This is a genomic window from Variovorax sp. ZS18.2.2, from assembly GCF_024701975.1.
Taxonomy (GTDB): Bacteria; Pseudomonadota; Gammaproteobacteria; order Burkholderiales; family Burkholderiaceae_C; genus Variovorax.
This window is the reverse complement of sequence record NZ_JANLNM010000001.1, coordinates 516,576-537,135: the sequence shown is the minus strand read 5'-3', so window position 1 is coordinate 537,135 and position 20,560 is coordinate 516,576. Positions and strand designations below refer to the sequence as shown.

The window sequence follows — 20,560 nt, the reverse complement described above, 5'->3', positions numbered from 1 at the left end:
GTGTGGTGGGTTCTACGCCCGTGCGGCGCGGATGAAGTCGATTTGCGAGCGGGTGACGGCCAGCAGGTCGTCGCCCATCAGAGGGTATTCGATGGCGTGGGGCACGTCGGCGGGCAAGGCGCGCAACACCGCGCGCCACGGTGCGACCGAATCGCCGAGCGGCACCGCCACCCACTTGTGCGGCAGGCGCTGCGCGCCCTTGCAGTGCACGTAGCGCACGCGATGGCCGAGCGCCTGTGCGGCCTGCAGCGGGCACTCGCCGAGCCAGTGCCAGTTGCCCATGTCGAAGGTCATGCCCAGCGACACGCCGGCGCGGTCTGTTGCATCGAAGAAGGCTTGCAATGCGGGCAACGTGCCGGCGCGCACGGTCTGGTCGTTCTCGATCAGCAGTTCGACGCGGGTCTCGGCAAGCTCCACCTTCAGGCCCCAGAGCGAGCCGTGCGAGGACGCCTGGAAATCGCCGATGGACATCTTGAGCCGCTTCGCGCCGACGCGCGTGGCGGCGGCGATGCCGCGCTTGAGCGCCGCGCTGTCGAGCCAGCCGCCCTCGGCCCACAGGCCTTCAGGGCTGGAGTACACAGAAGCAAGACCTTTGAGCGCAGGCAGTTCGGCGTCCGCATCGCGCAGCATCTCGCCGCGCACTTCGACCGAATCGGCGCCAGCTGTGCGTGCAAGTTGCGAACACCAGAGCTGGCCGTGCCGCCCCACCTCGGCCGCGCCGAAGGACGACAGAGAAATCAGGACCTCGAATGACATCAGTGGGCGATCAATGGGCTTGGTGGGAACTGAGGATCTGGCCGAGGAACTGGCGCGTGCGCTCGTCCTTCGGGTTGCCGAAGAATTCTTCGGGCGGTGCCTGCTCGACGATCTTTCCTTCGGCCATGAAGATCACGCGATCGGCCACGCTGCGGGCAAAGCCCATCTCGTGCGTCACGCACAGCATGGTCATGCCGTCTTCGGCCAGGCCGATCATGGTGTCGAGCACTTCCTTGACCATCTCGGGGTCGAGGGCCGAAGTGGGCTCGTCGAACAGCATGATCTTGGGCGCCATGCACAGCGCACGCGCAATCGCCACGCGCTGCTGCTGGCCGCCCGAGAGCTGGCTCGGGTACTTCTTGGCCTGCTCGGGAATGCGCACGCGCGTGAGGTACTTCATCGCCACCTCTTCCGCTTGCGCTTTGGTCATACCGCGCGAGCGCATCGGCGCGAGCGTGCAGTTCTCCAGGATGGTCAGGTGCGGGAACAGGTTGAACTGCTGGAACACCATGCCGACTTCGGCGCGCACCGCGTCCACGTTCTTGCCGCCGGCCGTGAGGTCGATGCCATCGACCACGATGCGGCCCTTCTGCACCGTCTCCAGCCGGTTGATGCAGCGGATGAGCGTCGACTTGCCCGAACCCGAAGGCCCGCAGATCACGATGCGCTCGCCCTGGCGCACCGACAGGTCGATGCCGGTCAACACCTGGAATTCACCGTACCACTTGTTGACCGCTTCCATGCGGATGATCGATTCCGTCGTCATGCCAGGGATTCCTTCAAGCGCTTCGGCTTATTGCATCTTGGGCAGGTCGGCCTGCAGCCACTTCTGGTACAGCTTGTTCAGCTCGCCATTGGCGGTGTTCTTCTGCACGAACTCGTTCACCGCCTTGGTCAGCTCTTCCTGGCCCGGACGCATCGCGATGCCCATCGACTGCTGCACCAGCGTGAACTTGTTTTCGTAGGTGCCGGCGGGCACGCGCTTGGCGATTTGCGCGGCGACGGTGACCGAACAGCCGATCGCATCGACCTGGCCCGAAATCAGCGCCTGCATGGCCGAGGCGTCGTCGTCGAAGCGGCGGATCTCGGTGCCTTCGGGTGCGGCCTTGGTCACGGCCACGTCTTGCGTGGACGCGCGGGCCACGCCGACGCGCAGGCCCTTCAGGTCGGTCGCTGTCTTGATGGGGGTCTTGGTCGCGCCGTACAGCACGATGGTCGCGGCCGCGTAGGGCTGCGAGAACTGCACCTGCTTCGCGCGCTCGGGCGTCACGGCCAGCGAAGCGACCAAGAGATCGACCTTGTTGGTCAGCAGGAACGGAATGCGGTTCGGGCCGGTCACCGGCACGATGTTGGCCTTCACGCCCCAGTCCTTGGCCAGGAGCTTGGCCACGTCGGCGTCGTAGCCGTCGGGCTGGTTCTTAGCGTCGGTGGTGCCGTAGGGCGGAAAGTCGACCAGCATGCCGATGGTGATCTCGCCCTTCTTCTTGATGTCGGCCACGCTTTGCGCCGAGGCGAAAGGCGCGAACACGGTGAGGGCGGCGCCGAGGCCGAGGGCTGCGAGCGCTGCGCGGCGGGTAGAGGTACGGGTCATGGGTTGTGTCTCCTGAATAAAGAAAGGAAGCGACGAGAAAAACGAAAGACGATCAGCGTGCGAGGGCCCGGGCGCGCTTGCGCTCCATGCGTGCGGCCAGCAGTGACAACGGCCAGCAGATCACGAAGTAGATCGCCGCCACCACCGAGAACACGATGAGCGGCTGGAAGGTGGCGTTGTTGATGATCTGCCCCGCGCGGGTGATCTCGGTGAAGCCGATGATGGCCGCGAGCGATGTGCCCTTGATGATCTGCACCAGGTAGCCGACGGTGGGCGCGAGCGCGATCTTGAAGGCCTGCGGCAGCACCACGTCGCGCATGCGCGCACCGTACTTCAGGCTCAACGCCTCGGCCGCTTCCCACTGGCCGCGCGGAATGGCTTCGATGCAGCCGCGCCAGATCTCGCCGAGGAAGGCCGCGCTGTTGAGGATGAGCGCCACGCCCGCGGCGATCCACGGGTTGATGTCCAGCCCCAGCACCGGCGCGCCGAAGAAGATCAGGAAGAGCTGCAGCAAAAGCGGCGTGCCCTGGAACACCTGGATGAAGACCATCGACGCGTTGCGCGCCCAGGCCGAATCGGAGGTGCGCATGAGCGCGATGATCAAACCCAGGATCGCGCCGCCGACGAAAGCGATGGCCGACAGCGCCAGCGTCCACTGGGCCGCTTCGAGGATGAAAAGGAATTCGGGAAAGCCGAAGGTACGCATGATGTTGTCTTCCGTGCGGCTCTCGTTACCGGCGGTCCGGATAGTTGAGCGTTCGCTTGTAGATCAGCTTGAACATCGCCGAGAAGGCCAGCGCCAGCGCAAGGTAGATGGCGGCCACCACGATGTAGATCTCGAAGCTGCGGAAGGTCTGCGACTGCAGGTTGGCCGCCACCGATGTCAGGTCGTCGGCCGAGATGACCGACACCACCGCCGAGCTCAGCATCAGCAAGATGAACTGGCTCGTGAGCGCCGGGTAGATCGCCTTGAGCGCGGGCTTGATGATGACGAAGCGGAAGATTTCCCAGGGCTTGAGGTTCAGCGCCCTGCCCGCCTCGATCTGCCCCTTGGGAATCGACTCGATGCCCGCGCGGATGATCTCGGTGGCGTAGGCGCCCAGGTTCACCACCATCGCCACCAGCGCGGCCGTCTGCGGCGACCACCGGAGGCCAATGGCCGGCAGCGCGAAGAAGAAAAAGAACAACTGCACGAGGAATGGCGTGTTGCGGATTACCTCGATGTACGCATTGACGATGAAGCGCAGCCACGCCGGCCCCGAGGTCTTGCCCCAGGCGCAGAAGATCGCGACCAGGAGGCCCAGCACCGTCGCGATGAGCGAGAGCTGGACCGTGATCCACGTGCCCTTGAGCAGCAACGGCCAGGCAGCGAAGACGGCGTCGAATTGAAACTGGTAGTTCATGGTGCGGCGTGCACGAAGGCCGTGCACGTGCCTCGAAAAGCAATGCTTGCAGCTTATATGAAACCGGTTTCAGGCCTGACTAGGGATTCCCCTAGGTGGGCGTTTTGACCTACCTTCTGCCTACACTGGCGCGATGCTGAACCCACCTGCAGCCACCCTGCCCACAGAGGCGAATGCCCTCTCATCCGGCGCCCCCGGCACTCCCGTCGTTCAGCATTTCAGGCAGGCCCTGCTCTGGCCCCTGCGGCTGATGCCCTCGCCCGATGCCAAGCCCACGCACCACGGCCCCTGGCAGGTGCTGCGCGACATGGGCGATGCCTCCCCGTGGCACGAAGAGGTCGACGAATACACCGGCGACAGCAGCCGCTTCCACGAGCGGCACTACAACGAGTTCGTGAGCTTCCTGCCGTATGTGCAGCGCTTCCTGTACGGCGAAGGGCGCTCGCGCAACAAGGCGGACGATTCGGCATCGGGCAGCGATGGCGATTCGCCAATGCGCATCTTCCGCCGCCACGACATCGCCGCCGTGCGCGTGGTGTCGCAGCCCGGTGATGCACCCATCACGCTCGACGTGGTGCATTGCGACCTCTACTTCTTCTTCGACATCGACGTGGTGCTGCTCAACCTCGAAGTCGGCGTGAACAACCTGAGCCTCGCAGAGGCGCAGGACATCCTCTACCGCTTCGGCCGCGCCTACCCCTCGGGCTGGGAGCCCGACGGCTCCGCGCTGCATTGCATGGCGAGCGTCGAATGGCTGGGCGCCGACGGCCGCGTGCTCGCGAGTTCCGATGCGCAGCAGCGCGAGAGCTTTCTCTCGCACGTGGCGCAACACCGCGCGCCGCGCATCTCCTCGCACTGGGCCTACCTGATGCAGCCGCTGGTGAGCGACCATTCGGAAGACCCCGGCACGCTGCGCTACCGCCAGATCGAGTACTACCGCATGCCGGTGATGGCGTACCTCTCGATGGACGATCCGCGCCGCCTCACGCGCGACGACTTCGTGCGCCTCGCGCTGGTGACGGGTGCGGGCACGACCGATGCCCACCTGCCCTACGCCGATCACCACCTCGCGGACTTCGAGCACAAGTACTGCTACGACCGCTTCTGGGTCGACGCGGGCGCAGCGCCCAACACGCGGTATCTCTGCAACGGCCACGCGCTGATCGTGGTGGGCGATGCGCACTCCGATTTCTTCTGCTGTCGCGACCGCGGGGTGCTCGCGCAGTTCAGGCACCAGCACTTCCTGCTGTTCCTCATCGCGCACTTCCAGAAAGCGTCGCTCCTGATGTTCTCGGACCAGCTGGTCGAGGCGCTCAAGCGGCTGGACATCCGCAGCACACCGAGCGTGAAGCAATTCAAGCGCGCGATCCGCTCGAGCTTCGAGCGCTTTCTGCGCTTCACGCACCGCTACTGGTTCCACGAGATTTCCGAGCAGGCGCAGGTGCGCGCGCTCTCGCACATGTGCGCCACGCACCTCGGGCTCGATCCGCTCTACGACGAGGTCAAGTCGCGCATCGCCGACATGAACACCTACCTCGATGCGGACAGCCTGCGCCGGCAGGCCAGCACCGTCGTGCGGCTCACGGTGGTCACGCTGTTCGGTTTGATCGGCACCGTCACCACGGGCTTCCTCGGCATGAACCTGCTCGCCGAAGCCGACGCGCCGTTGTGGCGCAAGGCGCTGTGGTTCGGCGTGGTGTTCGTCGCGACGACCTGGCTCACGATCTACACGATGGTGAAGTCGCAGCGGCTGTCGGATTTCATCGATGCGCTGTCGAACGACCGGCTGGGGTTTCGCGGGAAGCTGGCGGCGTTGGCGCGGGTCTGGCGGCCTGGGGCGGATTAGAGTCTGCCGATGCGCATCGCCATCGTCTCCGACATTCACGGAAATCTCCCCGCACTCGAAGCCGTGGTCGAAGACATCGAACGCCGCGGCGTGGACGCCATCGTCAACCTGGGCGACAGCCTCTCGGGTCCGCTGATGCCGCTGGAGACCGCGCAGTTCCTGATGGCGCAGGACTGGGTTCAGCTTGCAGGGAACCACGAGCGTCAACTGCTCACTGTGCCCGCAGACCGGCGCGGCGCCTCCGATGCGTTCGCACACGCACGACTCGGTGCGAAAGAATTTGCCTGGATCGCATCGCTGAGGCACACGCACCGCTTCAGCGCGGAAGTGATGCTGTGCCATGGCACACCGGCGAGCGATCTCGAATACTTCCTCGAGACCGTAGCGCCCGATAACTTCCGCGCAGCCACGCAGGCGGAGATCGATGCGCGGACCGGCGATGTCGATGCAACGTTGATCGCCTGCGGGCACACGCATGTGCCGCGCGTGGCGCGTGCGTCCGGCGGGCAACTGATCGTCAATCCGGGCAGCGTCGGCCTGCCAGCCTACGACGACATTCACCCCTATCCGCATGCTGTCGAGACCGGCTCGCCCCATGCACGCTATGCCATCGTCGAGCAGCGCGACGGCGAATGGACCGCCAGGCTTGTCGCCGTTCCGTACGACCACACGGCGATGGCGAGGCTGGCACTCGAGAACGGGCGGCCGGACTGGGGCCATGCACTCAAGACCGGGCGCATGCCCTGAGGATCAATCGCCCAATACGATCTCCGCGCTGTCGACCGCACTGATGCGCACACCGAAGCTCGTGATGTCCGACAGCGTTGCGTTGTGGTGCGCGCGGATGAAGGCGCCCGTGGCATGCGGCTTGTCGTGCGAGGTGTGCGCATCGGCCGCAAGCACCACCTCGTAGCCCAGCGCGGCCGCGCGACGGGTGGTGGTGTCGACGCAGAACTCCGACGAGTAGCCGCAGATCACCACGCGCCGCACACCCTGCCCCATCAGCCACGCTTCGAGCGGCGTGCGCAGGAAGGAGTCGGGCGTGGTCTTGCGGATCCGGGTGTCGGCCGCATCGATCTGCAGTGCATCGGCCAGCTGCCAGCGTTCGGAATCGAATTCCAGATCGACTGCGTTCTCATGCTGGATGAAGGCCACCGGTGCGCCGGCGGCGCGGGCTCGCACGGTGAGCGCGTTGATGCGCTCGATCACTTCCGGTGCCTCGTGCGGGCGCGGCGGATCGTCGCAAAGGCCGCGCTGCACATCGATGACCAGAACTGCAGTTTTCATGGCGTCAGAAGGCAATGCCCTTGACCGACCAGAGGATGGCACCGGACAAGAGGGTCGAGATGAATGCGACGACGGCGCTGGCACCGAAGGAGGTACCGATGCCGATCTGGAAGCCCAGCGTGTAGGCCACGAACAACCCCACCATCACCGCAATCGCAGGCAGCCCTTCGACATGGTGAATGCCGGTTCCGCTGGAGAAGCTCATGTAGGCCAGCAACACCAGCGCCACCAGCAGGGAGGCATAGAACACCGACTTGAACGACTCGCCCAGGGTCGGCGACACGCCCGCCACGACCTGCGCCGAGATCTTCACCACCACCGTCACGAACAGCACCAGCGCGCAGATCGCGATCGCAAGCTTCAGCGGCGTCATGAACGCGAAGAAGATGAGCGCGCCGATGAAGAGGAGGTAATGCATGTGAGGTGCGATTGTGGGGCCATCCGTATGGCCTGCGACCTCAACTCCAGGCGCTCACCTCCAGCCGCACCTTGCCGGAGATGCCCGGCGCCGCCGCTGCGGCACCGAGGCTGGAGAGCGGCACGACGAACTGCAGCTTGCCGCCGGCCAGCTGCTTCGGACTGATCGGCAGCGACGCCTGCCCCGCCGTGTCGGTCTGCCAGCCGTACTTGAGGTTCCAGTTCTGCGCCGGGTCGTCAGCCTGGGGCGGCGCGATCTCGATGATCAGCGTGTCGCGAAAGAGAGAGCTTCCTTCGTAGTGCCCGTCGAGCCAGAACTTCTTGTTCACCTGATAGTCGGGCACGCGCACGCCCAGCGTCATGGCGTAGGCCAGCGTCGGGCGGTCCTGGTTGACGCGGGCCTTGTTGGCCAGGAACACGGTCGAGAGATAGATCGAGCGGCGCTCGGGCTTCTTCGGGTCGGTCAGCTCCTTGTGCGTGCGGCAGGCGGGCGAGTCTTCCTCGGCCACGCGCCGGCTCAGGTACCAGCGCTTGCCGCGCGGCGCGGCCAGGAGCTCGACCTGGTAGAGCGCATCGATGTCGGCGTCCTTGGGCAGATCAGGCGGTAAGGTCACGCCGTCGACGTCGAACCAGAGGTCGACGCGCACATCGCCGAAGAGAAAGCGCACGAGGTTCTGATAGGCCTCCTCGGAATTGACGATGCCGAAATAGCCCGAGTGAGAACGAAAGGCGTACGCGGTGGCCACGGGCTGCGTCTTCTTGTTCGCGTCGATGGACCAGAGCGAGGCGTTCTCGATGCGCACCAGCCCGTCGCTGCCGTGGCCCGCGAACATGCGGGAGAGCCCCTTGGCGGTTTCGTAATCGCCGCGGTTGGAGCCGACCATGCAGAAGAAGCGCTCGGCCGGGAAGGCCGAGGCCGGCAGGTAGTCCATGCGGCCGTTGACGGCCGGCGTGGCGAGAAATTCGGACATCTTCTCGCGGTTGAAGGTGTTCATCTCGTTGGCCGTGAGCCAGGCCGGGATGTTGACGCCGCCCATGTCGATGCCGTTGTGCGGCGTGGCATAGGTGAACACCTTGTCGACGCAGGCCCGCGCCGCGGGGTCGCCCAGCGCCGGGTTCTGCAGGAAGGCGCGCACCACCAGCCCGCCCATCGAATGCGCCACCAGGTAGCAACGAAAGTCAGCTGCAGCGGCAGCCCCTTCTCGCTGCCCCACGAGGTCGCGCACCCGCAGGATCAGCTTGCTCAGGCCCTGCGCGTAGAACTTGATGTTGCGCGACTTGCCGTCGCCCAGCAGCTCGGAGCCGGTGTCGTAGTAGCGGTAGATGATGACCGAGGCGGAAGGGATGCCGTCCACGTCCTTGCCGGTCTCGTCGGGCGAAGGCTTCCAGTCGTCGTCCAGGATGTCCAGGCCGTTCTGGTAGACGCTCTGGTACTGGAAGTCAGCCAGGAGGCGCACCACCGGCGACTCGAAGACGAACTTCTGCGCGGGCGCGTCTTTCTTGACCGTGGCGCGATAGACCGTGGAGCCGATGTTGAAACCGCAGAACGGGTCTGCCGCGGTCTCGTCGCGCTCGGATTCGGTCATGGCATAGCCACGCACGTAGATGATGGGATAGCGGTTGCCGCTCATTTTTGTATCGCCTTCTCCTGGCCCATGAAGGCCCCGAGTGTGCCGTGCCGAAGCGGTGCGTGCCATAGGGCGCATGGCATAAGGACAGACTTGGCCGGGCACGGCGAGCCCGCCCCGAAATTCCCCTGTCCGCCGAATGTTTCTGTCCTTGAAACCATTGAAACATCGGCTCGCGATAGTCTCGCGCCTCAACACAAACACACGTCCAGAGGTTCTTTCCATGGCTGACGATTCGGCTTCGCAGGGGTCCTACCTGCCCCAACTCCTGCGCCGGGGCACGGCGCTCGCCGCAGTCGGCTGCGCCTTCGTCGCGGGCTGCAGCGCCGCCGGTGGCGGTGAAACGCGCTACGACAGCTCGCCGCAGTTCCGGGACGGCGTCTTCCAGAACATGGTCAACCCCGACGAGAAACCCTCGGCCAGCGCCTGGCGCATCTGGTCGCGTTTCATCGTCGGCAGCAAGGTCGACACGGTGCCGGTCGATGCGATCCCGGTGCGCGAAATCAGCACCAAGGACCTGGATGCGCTCGACACCAAGGCCAACCACGTGGTGCGCCTGGGCCACTCGTCGCACCTGCTCAAGCTGCGCGGCAAGTACTGGCTGATCGACCCCGTGTTCAGCGAGCGCGCGTCGCCCGTGCAGTGGGCCGGCCCGAAGCGCTTTCACAAGCCACCGCTCACGCTGGAGCAGTTGCCGCCCATCGAGGGCGTGATCCTCTCGCACGACCACTACGACCACCTCGACGTGGCGACCATCGAATACCTCTCGAAAAGCGTGAAGCGCTACTTCGTGCCGTTGGGCGTGCGCTCGCGGCTGGTGGTGATGGGCGTGCCCGCCGAGCGCGTGACCGAGCTCGACTGGTGGCAGGACGCCGAGCACGACGGCGTGAAGCTCACCGCCACGCCCGCCCAGCATTTCTCGGGCCGCACGCTCGCCGACCGCGGCCGCACGCTGTGGGCCTCATGGGTGGTGCAGAGCGGCGAGCAGCGCATCTTCTACAGCGGCGACTCGGGCTACTTCCAGGGCTTCAAGCAGATCGGCGAGCGCTTCGGCGGCTTCGACCTGGCGCTGATGGAAAACGGCGCCTACGACGCCTACTGGCCCGGCGTGCACATGACGCCCGAGCAGAGCGTGCAGGCCTTCGAGGACCTGCGCGGCAAGGTGTTCTTCTCGGTACACAACAGCACCTTCGACCTCTCCTTCCACACCTGGCACGACCCGCTGGACCGCATCGCGAGCCTCACCGAGGCCAAGAAGATCGAGCTGGCGACGCCGGTGATCGGCGAGGTGGTGACGGTGGGGCAGGCGCGGACCAATACGCGGTGGTGGCAGGGGCTGCGTTAGCCTGACCCTCTTGCTGCCAGTCAGTTCGTCGTCGGTTCGGCGAGAGGAAGCGATTGTTCGACATACCCGTGCTTCAGCAGATCGGCAACGAGCCACTTCTTGCCGAACCATCCGAACAGGAACATGAGCACGACGTACCCGAGCAAACCGGCTGTCGCCACCAGCGCCGAGCCCGAAGAGCGATAGACGTCGATCGAGAATTTCGCGAAGGCGCCCCCCAGAAGGGCGAGGCCGAAGGGGCGCCACAGTCCTTCGGAAATCGCCCAGAGCATGGGCAGAAGAAACGCGAACCACGAAAACCCAAGGCGGACGGTTCTCGTCTTGCCGCCGCGATGGGTCAGCAGGATCGTTGCCGCCACTTCCGCCTCAACGTTCGCGCCGCTCGCGCGCCCGGCGCACCTGCCGCGTCTCGATGGCCTGCGCCGCGGCGCGGTCCTTCTCGCGCCGCTTGGCCGCCCGCTTCATCCGGAAGTGCCGCCCCACCAGGAAGCTGGCAAGGCCGGTGACCACCGCGATGAACAGGCCGATGACGCTGATGTCGATGCCGCCCATCACAACACCCGCACGATGCTGGCCGGCTTGAAGCCCAGGTCGGCCGCCTTGCCCTTGCGCGCACGGGTGCCGCGCGCGTTGTTGAGGGTGCGGATCTCCAGCGTCTCGTCGCGCTCCTTGCCGCCGCGGCCGATGCCTTCGATCTTCACGCTGCGCGTGTAGGCCGCGGCACCCGCGAGGGTGTCCTTGGGTTCCAGGTCGATCAGCGTGAGGCCGCGGCCGCCCTTGGGCAGGCTCTTGAGCTCGGCGATGTCGAAGGTCAGGATGCGGCCGCCGGTCGAGGCGCAGGCCACGTGCGTGGCGGCCGGCATCGGCTCGGCGCCGCTCGCGCCGCCCACCAGCGAAGGACGGCAGAGCTGTTCGCCCTCGCCCACGTCGATGAAGGCCTTGCCGCCGCGCTGGCGCGACATCATGTTCTCGACCGTTGCGATGAAGCCGTAGCCGCCGGTGTTGGCCAGCAGCACGCTCGCGCCCACCGGTCCAGCGAAGAAGTGCGTGACGTGCGTGCCGGCATCGAGCTCGATGAGCGTGGTGACGGGCTGGCCGTCGCCGCGCGCGCCGGGCAGCGAGGCCACGGGCACGGTGTAGACGCGCACCGATTTGTCCTTGGAGGAGCCGAAGACCAGCAGCGTGTCGACGCTGCGGCACTCGAAGGCGCCGTAGAGCGCGTCGCCGGACTTGAAGCTGTACTCGGGCGCTGCGGAACCGTTGCCACCGTTCGCGCCGGCCTTCTCGCTGGCCCAGCCCTTCTGCGCACGGACCCAGCCCTTCTGCGACACGATCACGGTGACGGGCTCGTCGACCACCTTCACTTCGGCAACGGCGCGCTTCTCGGCCTGGATCAGCGTGCGGCGCGGGTCTTCGAAGGTCTTGGCGTCGGCCTCGATTTCCTTGATCAGCAGGCGACGCAGCGTGGCCGGGCTGCCGAGGATGTCTTCGAGCTTTTTCTGCTCTTCGCGCAGGCCCTTGAGTTCCTGCTCGATCTTGATGGCTTCGAGCCGCGCGAGTTGGCGCAGGCGGATTTCAAGAATGTCCTCGGCCTGCCGTTCGCTGAGGTTGAAACGCGCGATCAGCGCCGCCTTCGGGTCTTCCGCCGCACGGATGATCGCGATCACCTCGTCGATGTTCAGCAGCACCAGCTGCCGGCCCTCGAGGATGTGGATGCGCTCGAGCACCTTGTTCAGGCGATGCCGCGAGCGCTTCTCGACGGTGATCTCGCGGAACGCGATCCACTCGGTGAGCATCTGGCGCAGCGACTTCTGCGTCGGTTTGCCGTCGATACCGACCATCGTCAGGTTGATCGAAGACGAGGTTTCGAGCGAGGTCTGCGCGAGCAGCGTGGTGATGAACTCTTCCTGGCTGATGCGCGAGGTCTTGGGTTCGAACACCAGGCGCACGGCGGCGTCCTTGCTCGACTCGTCACGCACCACGTCGAGCACCGACAGCATCGCGGCCTTCAGTTGCGTCTGGTCGGCCGAGAGCGCCTTCTTGCCGGCCTTGACCTTCGGGTTGGTGATTTCCTCGATCTCTTCGAGCACCTTCTGCGTGCTCACGCCGGGCGGCAGTTCGTTGACCACGAGCTGCCATTGGCCGCGCGCGAGGTCTTCGATCTTCCAGCGCGCGCGCACCTTGAGCGAGCCGCGGCCGGTGCGGTAGGCGTCGGCGATGTCGTTCGCGCCGCTGATGATCTGTGCGCCGCCGGGGTAGTCGGGACCGGGCACGATGGCGAAGAGCTCTTCTTCGCTGAGCTTGCCGTTCGACTTGATCAGCGCGACGCAGGCGTCGGCGATTTCGCGCAGGTTGTGGCTCGGGATCTCGGTGGCAAGGCCCACCGCGATGCCGCTCGCGCCGTTCAGCAGCGTGAACGGCAGGCGCGCGGGCAGGAGGCGCGGCTCTTCGGTGCTGCCGTCGTAGTTGGGAATGAAGTCGACCGTGCCTTCGTCGATTTCGTCGAGCAAGAGGCTGGTGATGCGGGCGAGCCGCGCCTCGGTGTAGCGCATGGCCGCGGCACCGTCGCCGTCGCGGCTGCCGAAGTTGCCCTGGCCGTCGACCAGCGGGTAGCGCTGCGAGAAATCCTGCGCCATGCGCACCAGCGCGTCGTAGGCGGCCTGGTCGCTGTGCGGGTGGAAGCGGCCAAGCACGTCGCCGACCACGCGCGCGCTCTTGACGGGCTTGGCGCCCACGGTGCCGTTGGTGCCGCCGAAGCCGAGGCCCATGCGCGACATCGAATAAAGAATGCGCCGCTGCACCGGCTTCTGGCCGTCGGACACATCGGGCAGCGCGCGGCCCTTGACCACGCTGAGCGCGTATTCGAGATAAGCGGTCTGTGCGTAGTCGGCCAGCGTGAGGGTGGTGTCGCCGTCGGTGGGACCTGCGAGATCGAGCGGAGGTTGGGAGTCGTCCATGAAGAAGAGAGAAAGAAAAACAGTTGCTGCAGGCCGCGCGCTTGGTTCGCGTTCAGCCCAGGGTGAAAGCCTCGTGCACCGCGGACTGCACGGCACCGCCGAGCACCGCGCCGCCGCCGGCCACGTAGATGAAGTCGCCGATCGCCGCGGCGCCGACGGCATGGCGCGGCGTGGTCATCGGTGCATGGCGCTGCCAGGTGTCGTCCACGGGGTCGTAGCTTTCCATCTGGCCGAACACCTTGGCCTGGCGCGGCACGCCGCCCACGAGAAAGCCGCCCTCTCCGCCCATGGCGAAGAAGCGCCCCCTGTACACCACAAGGCCGTGGCCCGAACGCGCGGTGGGCAGCGGCGAGCGCAGCTCCCAGGTGTCGCGCGTGGGCAGGTAGACGTGGTGCAGGTCGGTGTTGTATTCGAAGGTGTTGAAGCGCCCGCCGATCACGTGGATCTGGTTGCCGTGCGAGACGCAGCCCACGTGGTCGCGCGCGCCGGGCAGCGGCTTGCGCGCGGACCAACGGTCGGCCTTCGGGTCGTACACCTCGTGCCAGCCGACGCTCGCGCGCTCGGCCGCGGGCTCCGAGGCGCCGCCGATCAGGTGCAGCGAGCCACCAAGCATGACCGCGGCCGCCGCACCGCGCGGGCGCGGCAGTGGTGCGATCGCGGTCCAGCGGTTGGCGGCGATGTCGTAGACGTAGGCGTTGGTGTCCGAGCGGCGGTTCTGCTCGACGAAGCCGCCGAGCGCGTAGACCCTGCCCTCTTCCGCCGTCACCGCGACGTGGTTGGCACCGCGCGGCAACGGTGCGCCGTCGAGCCAGCGGTCGACCTTGGGGTCATAGATGTGGTGGTAGTCGCGGTTGACTGCGCCCTCGCCGTAGCCGCCGACCACATGCATGCGGCCCATGGCGGCGGTCGCCCAGGCCATTTCGCTGCGCGGGATCGGCAAGGCGGCACGGGTCACCCATCGGCCCTGCGGACCGGCCGGTGCGGGGCTGTCGGTGACGCGCTGCGACTCCTGCTCGGGCGTCATGTGGTGCGGCACGCCGCCCTGCAGGCGCGCGTAGGGCTCCTTCGACGAAGGCGCGGCCGGCAGCGTGTCGTGCGTGGCCGCATGCTGGGCGCGCGCACCGGCCACCGCGCAGGCGGCGGTCGCGAGGACGAAGCTTCGACGGTGCATGACGGACTCCTTCTTCATCGGCGGAAAGGGCTGCTTGCGCGATCAGGACACCGGCGGCTCGGCCGCGCTGGCCGGCACCAGCGATTGATCGGGAATGTCGGGCATCGCAGGCATGCCGCCGGGCGAATCGGGTGGCATGTTGCCGCGGCCCACGGCCCCGCCCTTGGGCACCACCAGCTCCATGCGGATGCGTCCCGGCGTCTTGCCGCCGCGCGCACCGCCGCCACCCGTCGCCACCGAGGGCTTGAGGTAGACGTAGAGCTGCAGCACCGTCTGCACGTAGTTCTGCGTTTCCTTGTAGTTCGGGATCTTGTTGCCCGCGCGCTGCACCGCACCCTCGCCCGCGTTGTAGGCGGCGAGGGCCAGTTCGATCTGGCCCGGGAACATCGCGATCAGGTCGCGCAGGTAGCGGGAACCGGCGGCGATGTTGATGCGTGGGTCGAACAGCTTCTTCTCGATGCTCGTGCGCTTGTCCGCCGCGACGCCGTAGCGCTGCGCAGTCGCTGGCATGAGCTGCATGAGGCCCATCGCGCCCTTGGGCGAGACGGCCTGCGCATCGAAACCCGACTCGGTGGCGATCAGCGCCTGCAGCAGTTCGTAGTCGATCGAATGCTTGTTCGAGGCATCGCGCAGCGCCGCCTTGGCGGTCTTGTAGCTGGGCGAGGCCTCGAAGAGCGCCAGCAGGCTCTGCGCCGCCGGCGGCACCTTGCCATCGAGCTTGCGCCCGCTGCGCGAGAGCGGCGAGACGCCCTGCGCCGTGTCGAAGCTCTGGCCGCCGCGAAAGAACACCTGGTAGCGCTCGTCGACCTTCTCGGCGGCGAAGTGCGCAACGCCCTTGCTGTCGATGTAGCCGTAGATGTCAGCGGCGTGCGCCAGCCCCTGCTGCACGCACAACAGCAGGGCCAACAACAACGGACGCATGAAGTCTTGGAGGGTCACGGGGGTCAAACATCGATGTCGACGTCGTCGGCACGCAATTCCATCAACTCGCGCCGGGCGGCCGCTTCGCCCTTGCCCATGAGCTTGGTGATCTCGCCCTGGGTGGACGTGAAGTCGAAGCGTCCCAGCTGGACCTTCATCAGGCGCCGGGTATCGGGATTGAGCGTGGTTTCCCACAATTGTTCCGCGCTCATCTCGCCCAGGCCCTTGAAGCGGCTGATGCTCCAGGCGCCTTCGCGCACGCCGTCCTTGCGCAGCTTGTCGAGCGTGGCGGTCAGTTCGCCCTCGTCGAGCGCGTAGACCTTGGAAGCCGGCTTCTTGCCGCGCGCGGGCGCATCGACCCGGAACAGCGGCGGTTTTGCGACATACACGTGGCCGGTTTCGATGAGTTTCGGAAAGTGGCGGAAGAACAGCGTGAGCAGCAGCACCTGGATGTGCGAGCCGTCCACGTCGGCATCGGAGAGGATGCAGATCTTTCCGTAGCGCAGGCCGCTCATGTCGGGCGTGTCGCTGGGGCCGTGCGGATCGACGCCCACGGCCACCGAGATGTCGTGGATTTCGGTGTTGGCGAAGAGCCGGTCGCGCTCGACTTCCCAGGTGTTGAGCACCTTGCCGCGCAGCGGCAGGATGGCTTGGCTTTCCTTGTCGCGGCCCATCTTGGCACTGCCGCCGGCGGAGTCGCCCTCGACCAGGAAGACTTCGTTGTGGCTGATGTCCTTGCTCTCGCAGTCGGTCAGCTTGCCGGGCAGCACGGCCACGCCGGAGCCCTTGCGCTTCTCGACCTTCTGGCCGGCGCGCTGGCGGGTCTGCGCGGCCTTGATGGCGAGGTCGGCGAGCTTCTTGCCGTAGTCGACGTGCTGGTTGAGCCAGAGCTCCAGCGCGGGGCGCACGAAGCTCGACACCAGCCGCACCGCGTCGCGCGAATTCAGGCGCTCCTTGATCTGGCCCTGGAACTGCGGATCGAGCACCTTGGCGCTCAGCACGTACGAAGCGCGTGCGAACACGTCTTCGGGCAGCAGCTTCACGCCCTTGGGCAGCAGCGAATGCAGCTCGATGAAGCCCTTCACCGCGGTGAAGAGGCCGTCGCGCAGGCCGCTCTCGTGCGTGCCGCCCGCGCTGGTGGGGATCAGGTTGACGTAGCTCTCGCGCACGGGCTGGCCGTCTTCGGTGAAGGCCACGCACCAGTCGGCGCCCTCGCCTTCGGCGAAGTTGTCGGCGTTCTTGTCGGCATGGCCGCTGCCTTCGAAGAGCGGGATCACCGGGTCGCCGTTGAGCGTCTGCATGAGGTAGTCGCTCAGGCCGCCCTTGTAGAGCCACTGCTGGGTGTCCTTGGTCTTCTCGACCGTCAGCGTGACGCTCACGCCGGGCATCAGCACGGCCTTGCTGCGCAGGAGGTGGGTGAGCTCGCTCATCGGGAGCGCGGCGGTTTCGAAGTACTTGGCGTCGGGCCAGGCGCGCACGGTGGTGCCCTGCTTGCGTTCGCCGGCCTCGAGCTTGCGGATTTCGAGCGCCTCGATCACGTCACCGGCGCTGAAGGCCAGCCTGGCGATCGAGCCTTCGCGGTGGGAGGTAACTTCGAGCCGCTTGGACAGCGCATTGGTCACCGACACGCCCACGCCGTGCAGGCCGCCCGAGAAGCTGTAGGCGCCACCGGAGCCCTTGTCGAACTTGCCGCCGGCGTGCAGGCGGGTGAACACCAGCTCGACCACGGGGGCCTTTTCTTCGGGATGCAGGCCAAACGGAATGCCGCGGCCATCGTCTTCGATGCTCACCGAGTTGTCGGTGTGCAGCGTGACCTTGATCTTCTTGCCGTAGCCGGCCAGCGCCTCGTCGGCGGCGTTGTCGAGCACTTCCTGGATGATGTGCAGGGGGTTGTCGGTCCGGGTGTACATGCCCGGGCGCTGCTTGACGGGCTCGAGGCCCTTGAGCACGCGGATGGAGCCTTCCGAGTAGCCGGAAGCGGAATCTGAGGTTGTCTTGGGAGGAGTCGCCATGGGGGCGGATTGTAGTCAGTCGCCGGCAAACAACTGGATACCCATACAGCAGGCGCTTTGATGCCCGATGCGCATTGAAACGACCCCGATAAATCATCAATGGCTTTGGCCGCCCGCCCGCCTGCCACAGCACGCAATGGCTACATTCGATGCCATGCAAGCCTCCACGCCCACCCTCTCGATCAAGCAGGTGCTGTTCTGCGGCGCCATGATCGTCACGCTCTCGATGGGCATCCGCCACGGCTTCGGCCTCTGGCTGCAGCCGATCACGCAGGCGCAGGACTGGAGCCGGCAGACCTTCTCCTTCGCGCTCGCGATCCAGAACCTCTCGTGGGGCATCTTCGGGGTGTTCGCGGGCATGCTGGCCGACCGCTTCGGCGCGTTCCGGGTGCTGATCGGCGGCTCGGTGTTCTACGGGCTGGGGCTGCTGGGCATGGCGCATTCGCCCACTCCGCTGCTGTTCACCTTGAGCGCGGGCGTGCTGATCGGCGCGGCGCAGGCGGGCACGACCTACGCGGTGATCTACGGCGTGATCGGGCGGCAGATTCCGGCCGAGCGGCGCTCCTGGGCGATGGGCGTGGCGGCTGCAGCCGGCTCGTTCGGCCAGTTCCTGATGGCACCGATCGAGGGACGCTTGATCGGCCACCTGGGCTGGCAGACCGCGTTGGCGGTGCTGGCCGTGCTGGTGCTGGTGATCGTGCCGCTGGCCTTCGGCCTGCGCGAGCCGCAGCGCGAGGCGCTCGCCGGACACCGCGAACAGTCGGTGCTGCAGGCGGTGGGCGAGGCCTTCCGCTACCCGAGCTTCGGCCTCTTGATGGCGGGCTATTTCGTCTGCGGCTTCCAGCTGGCCTTCATCGGCATCCACATGCCGACCTATCTGCGCGACCGGAGCCTGTCGGCCGACGTGGCCGGCTACGCGCTGGCGCTGATCGGGCTCTTCAATGTGTTCGGCACCTACACGGTCGGCCTGCTGGGGCAGACGCTGGCCAAGCGAAAGATCCTCGCGGCGATCTACTTCGCGCGGGCGGTGTCGATCGCGCTGTTCCTGATCGTGCCGATCTCGCCGGTCAGCGTGTATGTGTTCTCGGCGGCGATGGGCTTTCTCTGGCTCTCGACCGTGCCCGCGACCAACGCGATCGTGGCGGGCATCTTCGGGGTGGCGCACCTGTCGATGCTCAGCGGCTTCGTGTTCCTGAGTCACCAGGTCGGCTCGTTCCTGGGCGTGTGGCTCGGCGGCTACCTGTACGACACCACCGGCAGCTACGACATCGTCTGGTACATCGCGATTGCGCTGGGCGTGTTCGCGGCGCTGATCAACCTGCCGGTCAAGGAGCACGCCATCGCCCGCGCGGCCCGGCCGGCGGCTGTGCCGGGCTGATTGCGGACAGACAATCGGACCATGACCCCGCAGATGCGCCACCACTTTGCACACGCCAGTTGGCTCGCAGCCGTGCTGGCGGCGCTGGCGGGCGTGTTCATGCTCTATACCCATCCGGAGTTTCTGGTGACGCTGGTGGACCAGGTGTGGTCGTGTTTCTGAGGCAGGCTGAATTGCTATGAAAGATGTAGCGCCGTTGCATGGCACGGGTGCGCCTTCGGAATGGGTCGTGCGCTGGTCGCACCTGCTGGTCGCCGATGCCACGGTGCTCGACGTGGCCTGCGGCTCGGGCCGGCATATGCAGTGGTTTGCCGGGCGTGGCCACTCCGTCACGGGCGTCGACCGGTCGCCGGAAGCGATTGAGGCAGCAGGCGCCTTCGGCCAGACCGTCACAGCCGACATCGAATCTGGCCCGTGGCCCTTCACAGGCCAGACCTTCGGCGCGGTGGTCGTCACCAATTACCTGTGGCGCGCCCGCATGGCCGACATCGTGGCCGCCGTGGCCCCTGGCGGCGTGCTGCTCTACGAGACCTTCGCCGCCGGCAACGAAACGGTGGGCAAGCCGTCGCGGGCCGACTTCCTGCTGCAGCCCGGCGAACTGCTGGCGGCCTGCCAGGATCTGCGCGTGGTGGCCTACGAGGACGGTTTCCTGCCCGAACCGGCGCGCTTCGTGCAGCGTATTGCCGCCATCCGTGCGCCCGAGCCCCTTGCGGGCCAGCCGCTGCGGGCCCTCCTTAAGGGAAACTGAGGGGGCCGGCCCCGCTGCCTTGGCGGTGCCCGGAGTAAGTAGAATCGGCGCTTTCGTCCAACGACAAAGAGATCCCCCTTGGAGCAACTGACAGGCAGCATCGTCGCGCTCGTCACGCCGATGCACGACGACGGCAGTGTCGACTACCCCGCCCTGCGGCGACTCATCGACTGGCACATCGACGAAGGCACCGACTGCCTCGGCGTGGTCGGCACCACCGGCGAATCGCCGACGGTCGATGTCGAAGAGCACTGCGAAATCATCCGCGTCTCGGTCGAGCAAGCCAAGGGCCGCGTGCCCGTGATGGCCGGCTGCGGCGCCAATTCGACCAAGGAAGCCATCGAGCTGGCCAAGTTCGCCAAGGGCGTTGGCGCCGATTCGCAACTGCAGGTCGTGCCCTACTACAACAAGCCGACGCAAGAAGGCCAGTACCAGCACTTCAAGGCCATCGCCGAAGCCGTGGGCGACCTGCCCGTCGTGCTTTACAACGTGCCCGGCCGCACCGTCGCCGATATGGCGCACGACACCGTGCTTCGGCTCGCGCAGGTGCCCGGCATCATCGGCATCAAGGAAGCCACCGGCAACATCGAACGCGCCCAGTGGCTCATTCGCGACCTGCCCAAGAACTTCGCCGTCTATTCGGGCGACGACCCGACCGCTGTTGCGCTCATGCTCTGCGGCGGCCAGGGCAACATCAGCGTCACGGCCAACATCGCGCCGCGCAAGATGCATGAACTCTGCGTGGCGGCCCTCGCCGGCGACGTGAAGCGCGCGATGCAGATCCAGTTCGAGCTGATGCCGCTGCACCGCAACCTGTTCGTCGAACCCAATCCGATCCCGCTCAAGTGGGCCATGGCCCGGCTCGGCCTCTGCGGCGGCGCCCTCAGGCTGCCGCTCACCGAACTCGGCGAAGCCAGCCGTCCGGCGGTCGAGGGCGCCCTGCGCGCCACCGGCCTGCTCAAGAACTGAGCCCCATCCCCAACACACGCCTGCGATCCGCTTTTCCCTGACCGCAACAAGGTTAAGCAACCTTTTGCCCGAACCGTGCTCAGAGATGGCGGGCACTGCGGCCCATAGATTGATCGAACCATTCCAACAAG

21 protein-coding genes are annotated in these 20,560 nt (G+C 66.5%); 7 read left to right on the top strand and 14 right to left on the bottom strand.

Annotated elements, in window-relative coordinates; translation table 11 throughout:
- Nucleotides 1-12: 12 nt before the first annotated feature.
- The 5 genes from NU688_RS02695 to NU688_RS02675 are packed head-to-tail and all read right to left on the bottom strand — an operon-like array spanning nt 13 to nt 3,750.
- Entirely contained in the window at nt 13-756 is a 744-nt protein-coding gene (locus tag NU688_RS02695; protein WP_257859002.1) for a sugar phosphate isomerase/epimerase, read from the bottom strand.
- Nucleotides 757-766: 10 nt separating this feature from the next.
- Complete coding sequence (locus NU688_RS02690; protein ID WP_308340278.1) at nt 767-1,522, bottom strand: amino acid ABC transporter ATP-binding protein; 756 nt, start codon at nt 1,520-1,522, stop codon at nt 767-769.
- A gap of 27 nt (nt 1,523-1,549) precedes the next feature.
- A complete protein-coding gene (locus tag NU688_RS02685) occupies nt 1,550-2,347 on the bottom strand; it encodes a transporter substrate-binding domain-containing protein (protein ID WP_257859001.1) in 798 nt (265 codons plus the stop codon).
- A gap of 52 nt (nt 2,348-2,399) precedes the next feature.
- Nucleotides 2,400-3,053 (bottom strand): amino acid ABC transporter permease, encoded by a 654-nt coding sequence (locus tag NU688_RS02680; RefSeq protein WP_176658372.1) that lies wholly within the window; start codon nt 3,051-3,053, stop codon nt 2,400-2,402.
- A 25-nt stretch (nt 3,054-3,078) separates the two neighbouring features.
- Nucleotides 3,079-3,750 (bottom strand): amino acid ABC transporter permease, encoded by a 672-nt coding sequence (locus NU688_RS02675; RefSeq protein WP_257859000.1) that lies wholly within the window; start codon nt 3,748-3,750, stop codon nt 3,079-3,081.
- 133 nt (nt 3,751-3,883) lie between these two features.
- Between NU688_RS02675 and NU688_RS02670 the strand changes: the two genes are divergently transcribed.
- A complete protein-coding gene (locus NU688_RS02670; RefSeq protein ID WP_257858999.1) occupies nt 3,884-5,596 on the top strand; it encodes a CorA family divalent cation transporter in 1,713 nt (570 codons plus the stop codon).
- Nucleotides 5,597-5,605: 9 nt separating this feature from the next.
- Nucleotides 5,606-6,343 (top strand): metallophosphoesterase, encoded by a 738-nt coding sequence (locus tag NU688_RS02665; RefSeq protein ID WP_257858998.1) that lies wholly within the window; start codon nt 5,606-5,608, stop codon nt 6,341-6,343.
- 3 nt (nt 6,344-6,346) lie between these two features.
- Here the strand turns inward: NU688_RS02665 and NU688_RS02660 are convergent, their stop codons facing one another.
- From NU688_RS02660 to NU688_RS02650, 3 genes are read right to left on the bottom strand one after another with little or no spacing between them, the layout of a single operon-like run.
- A complete protein-coding gene (locus NU688_RS02660) occupies nt 6,347-6,883 on the bottom strand; it encodes a cysteine hydrolase family protein (RefSeq protein WP_257858997.1) in 537 nt (178 codons plus the stop codon).
- A 4-nt stretch (nt 6,884-6,887) separates the two neighbouring features.
- Nucleotides 6,888-7,301, bottom strand: coding sequence for a hypothetical protein (locus tag NU688_RS02655; protein ID WP_257858996.1), 414 nt, complete (start codon nt 7,299-7,301; stop codon nt 6,888-6,890).
- A 40-nt stretch (nt 7,302-7,341) separates the two neighbouring features.
- A complete protein-coding gene (locus NU688_RS02650; RefSeq protein WP_257858995.1) occupies nt 7,342-8,931 on the bottom strand; it encodes a triacylglycerol lipase in 1,590 nt (529 codons plus the stop codon).
- Nucleotides 8,932-9,151: 220 nt separating this feature from the next.
- Between NU688_RS02650 and NU688_RS02645 the strand changes: the two genes are divergently transcribed.
- Nucleotides 9,152-10,273, top strand: coding sequence for an MBL fold metallo-hydrolase (locus NU688_RS02645; RefSeq protein WP_257858994.1), 1,122 nt, complete (start codon nt 9,152-9,154; stop codon nt 10,271-10,273).
- Between the two features lie 20 nt (nt 10,274-10,293).
- On the opposite strand, the gene NU688_RS02640 is transcribed toward NU688_RS02645, so the two are convergent.
- Genes NU688_RS02640 through NU688_RS02615 form a run of 6 tightly spaced genes read right to left on the bottom strand, consistent with a single transcriptional unit; the run spans nt 10,294 to nt 17,334 of the window.
- Nucleotides 10,294-10,632: a hypothetical protein gene (locus NU688_RS02640; RefSeq protein ID WP_257858993.1), complete on the bottom strand. Its 339-nt coding sequence runs from the start codon at nt 10,630-10,632 to the stop codon at nt 10,294-10,296.
- Between the two features lie 7 nt (nt 10,633-10,639).
- Complete coding sequence (locus tag NU688_RS02635) at nt 10,640-10,825, bottom strand: hypothetical protein (RefSeq protein ID WP_093434093.1); 186 nt, start codon at nt 10,823-10,825, stop codon at nt 10,640-10,642.
- On the bottom strand, nt 10,825-13,230 hold the full coding sequence (parC, locus tag NU688_RS02630) for a DNA topoisomerase IV subunit A (protein ID WP_257858992.1): 2,406 nt from the start codon (nt 13,228-13,230) through the stop codon (nt 10,825-10,827). The genes NU688_RS02635 and parC overlap by 1 nt, the downstream gene beginning before the upstream one ends.
- Nucleotides 13,231-13,282: 52 nt before the next feature.
- Nucleotides 13,283-14,401, bottom strand: a complete 1,119-nt coding sequence (locus tag NU688_RS02625) for a kelch repeat-containing protein (RefSeq protein ID WP_257858991.1) — start codon at nt 14,399-14,401, stop codon at nt 13,283-13,285.
- Between the two features lie 42 nt (nt 14,402-14,443).
- On the bottom strand, nt 14,444-15,322 hold the full coding sequence (locus NU688_RS02620) for a lytic transglycosylase domain-containing protein (RefSeq protein WP_257860488.1): 879 nt from the start codon (nt 15,320-15,322) through the stop codon (nt 14,444-14,446).
- Between the two features lie 23 nt (nt 15,323-15,345).
- Nucleotides 15,346-17,334, bottom strand: a complete 1,989-nt coding sequence (locus tag NU688_RS02615; RefSeq protein WP_257858990.1) for a DNA topoisomerase IV subunit B — start codon at nt 17,332-17,334, stop codon at nt 15,346-15,348.
- Between the two features lie 154 nt (nt 17,335-17,488).
- On the opposite strand from NU688_RS02615, the gene NU688_RS02610 reads away from it, so the two are divergent.
- The 4 genes from NU688_RS02610 (at nt 17,489) to dapA (ending at nt 20,429) form a co-directional block, all read left to right on the top strand.
- Entirely contained in the window at nt 17,489-18,712 is a 1,224-nt protein-coding gene (locus NU688_RS02610) for an MFS transporter (RefSeq protein ID WP_257860487.1), read from the top strand.
- Nucleotides 18,713-18,745: 33 nt separating this feature from the next.
- The gene (locus tag NU688_RS02605) at nt 18,746-18,874 is read left to right on the top strand and encodes a hypothetical protein (RefSeq protein WP_257860557.1); all 129 of its coding nucleotides are present in this window, start codon (nt 18,746-18,748) and stop codon (nt 18,872-18,874) included.
- A gap of 16 nt (nt 18,875-18,890) precedes the next feature.
- Nucleotides 18,891-19,460, top strand: a complete 570-nt coding sequence (locus tag NU688_RS02600; RefSeq protein WP_257858989.1) for a bifunctional 2-polyprenyl-6-hydroxyphenol methylase/3-demethylubiquinol 3-O-methyltransferase UbiG — start codon at nt 18,891-18,893, stop codon at nt 19,458-19,460.
- 78 nt (nt 19,461-19,538) lie between these two features.
- A complete protein-coding gene (gene dapA / locus NU688_RS02595) occupies nt 19,539-20,429 on the top strand; it encodes a 4-hydroxy-tetrahydrodipicolinate synthase (RefSeq protein WP_080898296.1) in 891 nt (296 codons plus the stop codon).
- Nucleotides 20,430-20,560: the final 131 nt, after the last annotated feature.

Bases quoted from the DNA above. Each gene is read 5' to 3' on its own strand.
- NU688_RS02690 (WP_308340278.1), bottom strand. From the start codon at position 1,522: ATGACGACGGAATCGATCATCCGCATGGAAGCGGTCAACAAGTGGTAC.
- NU688_RS02605 (WP_257860557.1), top strand. From the start codon at position 18,746: ATGCGCCACCACTTTGCACACGCCAGTTGGCTCGCAGCCGTGCTGGCG.
- NU688_RS02625 (WP_257858991.1), bottom strand. From the start codon at position 14,401: ATGCACCGTCGAAGCTTCGTCCTCGCGACCGCCGCCTGCGCGGTGGCC.
- NU688_RS02680 (WP_176658372.1), bottom strand. From the start codon at position 3,053: ATGCGTACCTTCGGCTTTCCCGAATTCCTTTTCATCCTCGAAGCGGCC.
- NU688_RS02645 (WP_257858994.1), top strand. From the start codon at position 9,152: ATGGCTGACGATTCGGCTTCGCAGGGGTCCTACCTGCCCCAACTCCTG.
- NU688_RS02675 (WP_257859000.1), bottom strand. From the start codon at position 3,750: ATGAACTACCAGTTTCAATTCGACGCCGTCTTCGCTGCCTGGCCGTTG.
- parC (WP_257858992.1), bottom strand. From the start codon at position 13,230: ATGGACGACTCCCAACCTCCGCTCGATCTCGCAGGTCCCACCGACGGC.
- NU688_RS02660 (WP_257858997.1), bottom strand. From the start codon at position 6,883: ATGAAAACTGCAGTTCTGGTCATCGATGTGCAGCGCGGCCTTTGCGAC.
- NU688_RS02600 (WP_257858989.1), top strand. From the start codon at position 18,891: ATGAAAGATGTAGCGCCGTTGCATGGCACGGGTGCGCCTTCGGAATGG.
- NU688_RS02620 (WP_257860488.1), bottom strand. From the start codon at position 15,322: ATGCGTCCGTTGTTGTTGGCCCTGCTGTTGTGCGTGCAGCAGGGGCTG.
- NU688_RS02695 (WP_257859002.1), bottom strand. From the start codon at position 756: ATGTCATTCGAGGTCCTGATTTCTCTGTCGTCCTTCGGCGCGGCCGAG.
- NU688_RS02670 (WP_257858999.1), top strand. From the start codon at position 3,884: ATGCTGAACCCACCTGCAGCCACCCTGCCCACAGAGGCGAATGCCCTC.
- NU688_RS02665 (WP_257858998.1), top strand. From the start codon at position 5,606: ATGCGCATCGCCATCGTCTCCGACATTCACGGAAATCTCCCCGCACTC.
- NU688_RS02635 (WP_093434093.1), bottom strand. From the start codon at position 10,825: ATGGGCGGCATCGACATCAGCGTCATCGGCCTGTTCATCGCGGTGGTC.
- NU688_RS02610 (WP_257860487.1), top strand. From the start codon at position 17,489: ATGCAAGCCTCCACGCCCACCCTCTCGATCAAGCAGGTGCTGTTCTGC.
- NU688_RS02650 (WP_257858995.1), bottom strand. From the start codon at position 8,931: ATGAGCGGCAACCGCTATCCCATCATCTACGTGCGTGGCTATGCCATG.
- NU688_RS02685 (WP_257859001.1), bottom strand. From the start codon at position 2,347: ATGACCCGTACCTCTACCCGCCGCGCAGCGCTCGCAGCCCTCGGCCTC.
- NU688_RS02615 (WP_257858990.1), bottom strand. From the start codon at position 17,334: ATGGCGACTCCTCCCAAGACAACCTCAGATTCCGCTTCCGGCTACTCG.
- NU688_RS02655 (WP_257858996.1), bottom strand. From the start codon at position 7,301: ATGCATTACCTCCTCTTCATCGGCGCGCTCATCTTCTTCGCGTTCATG.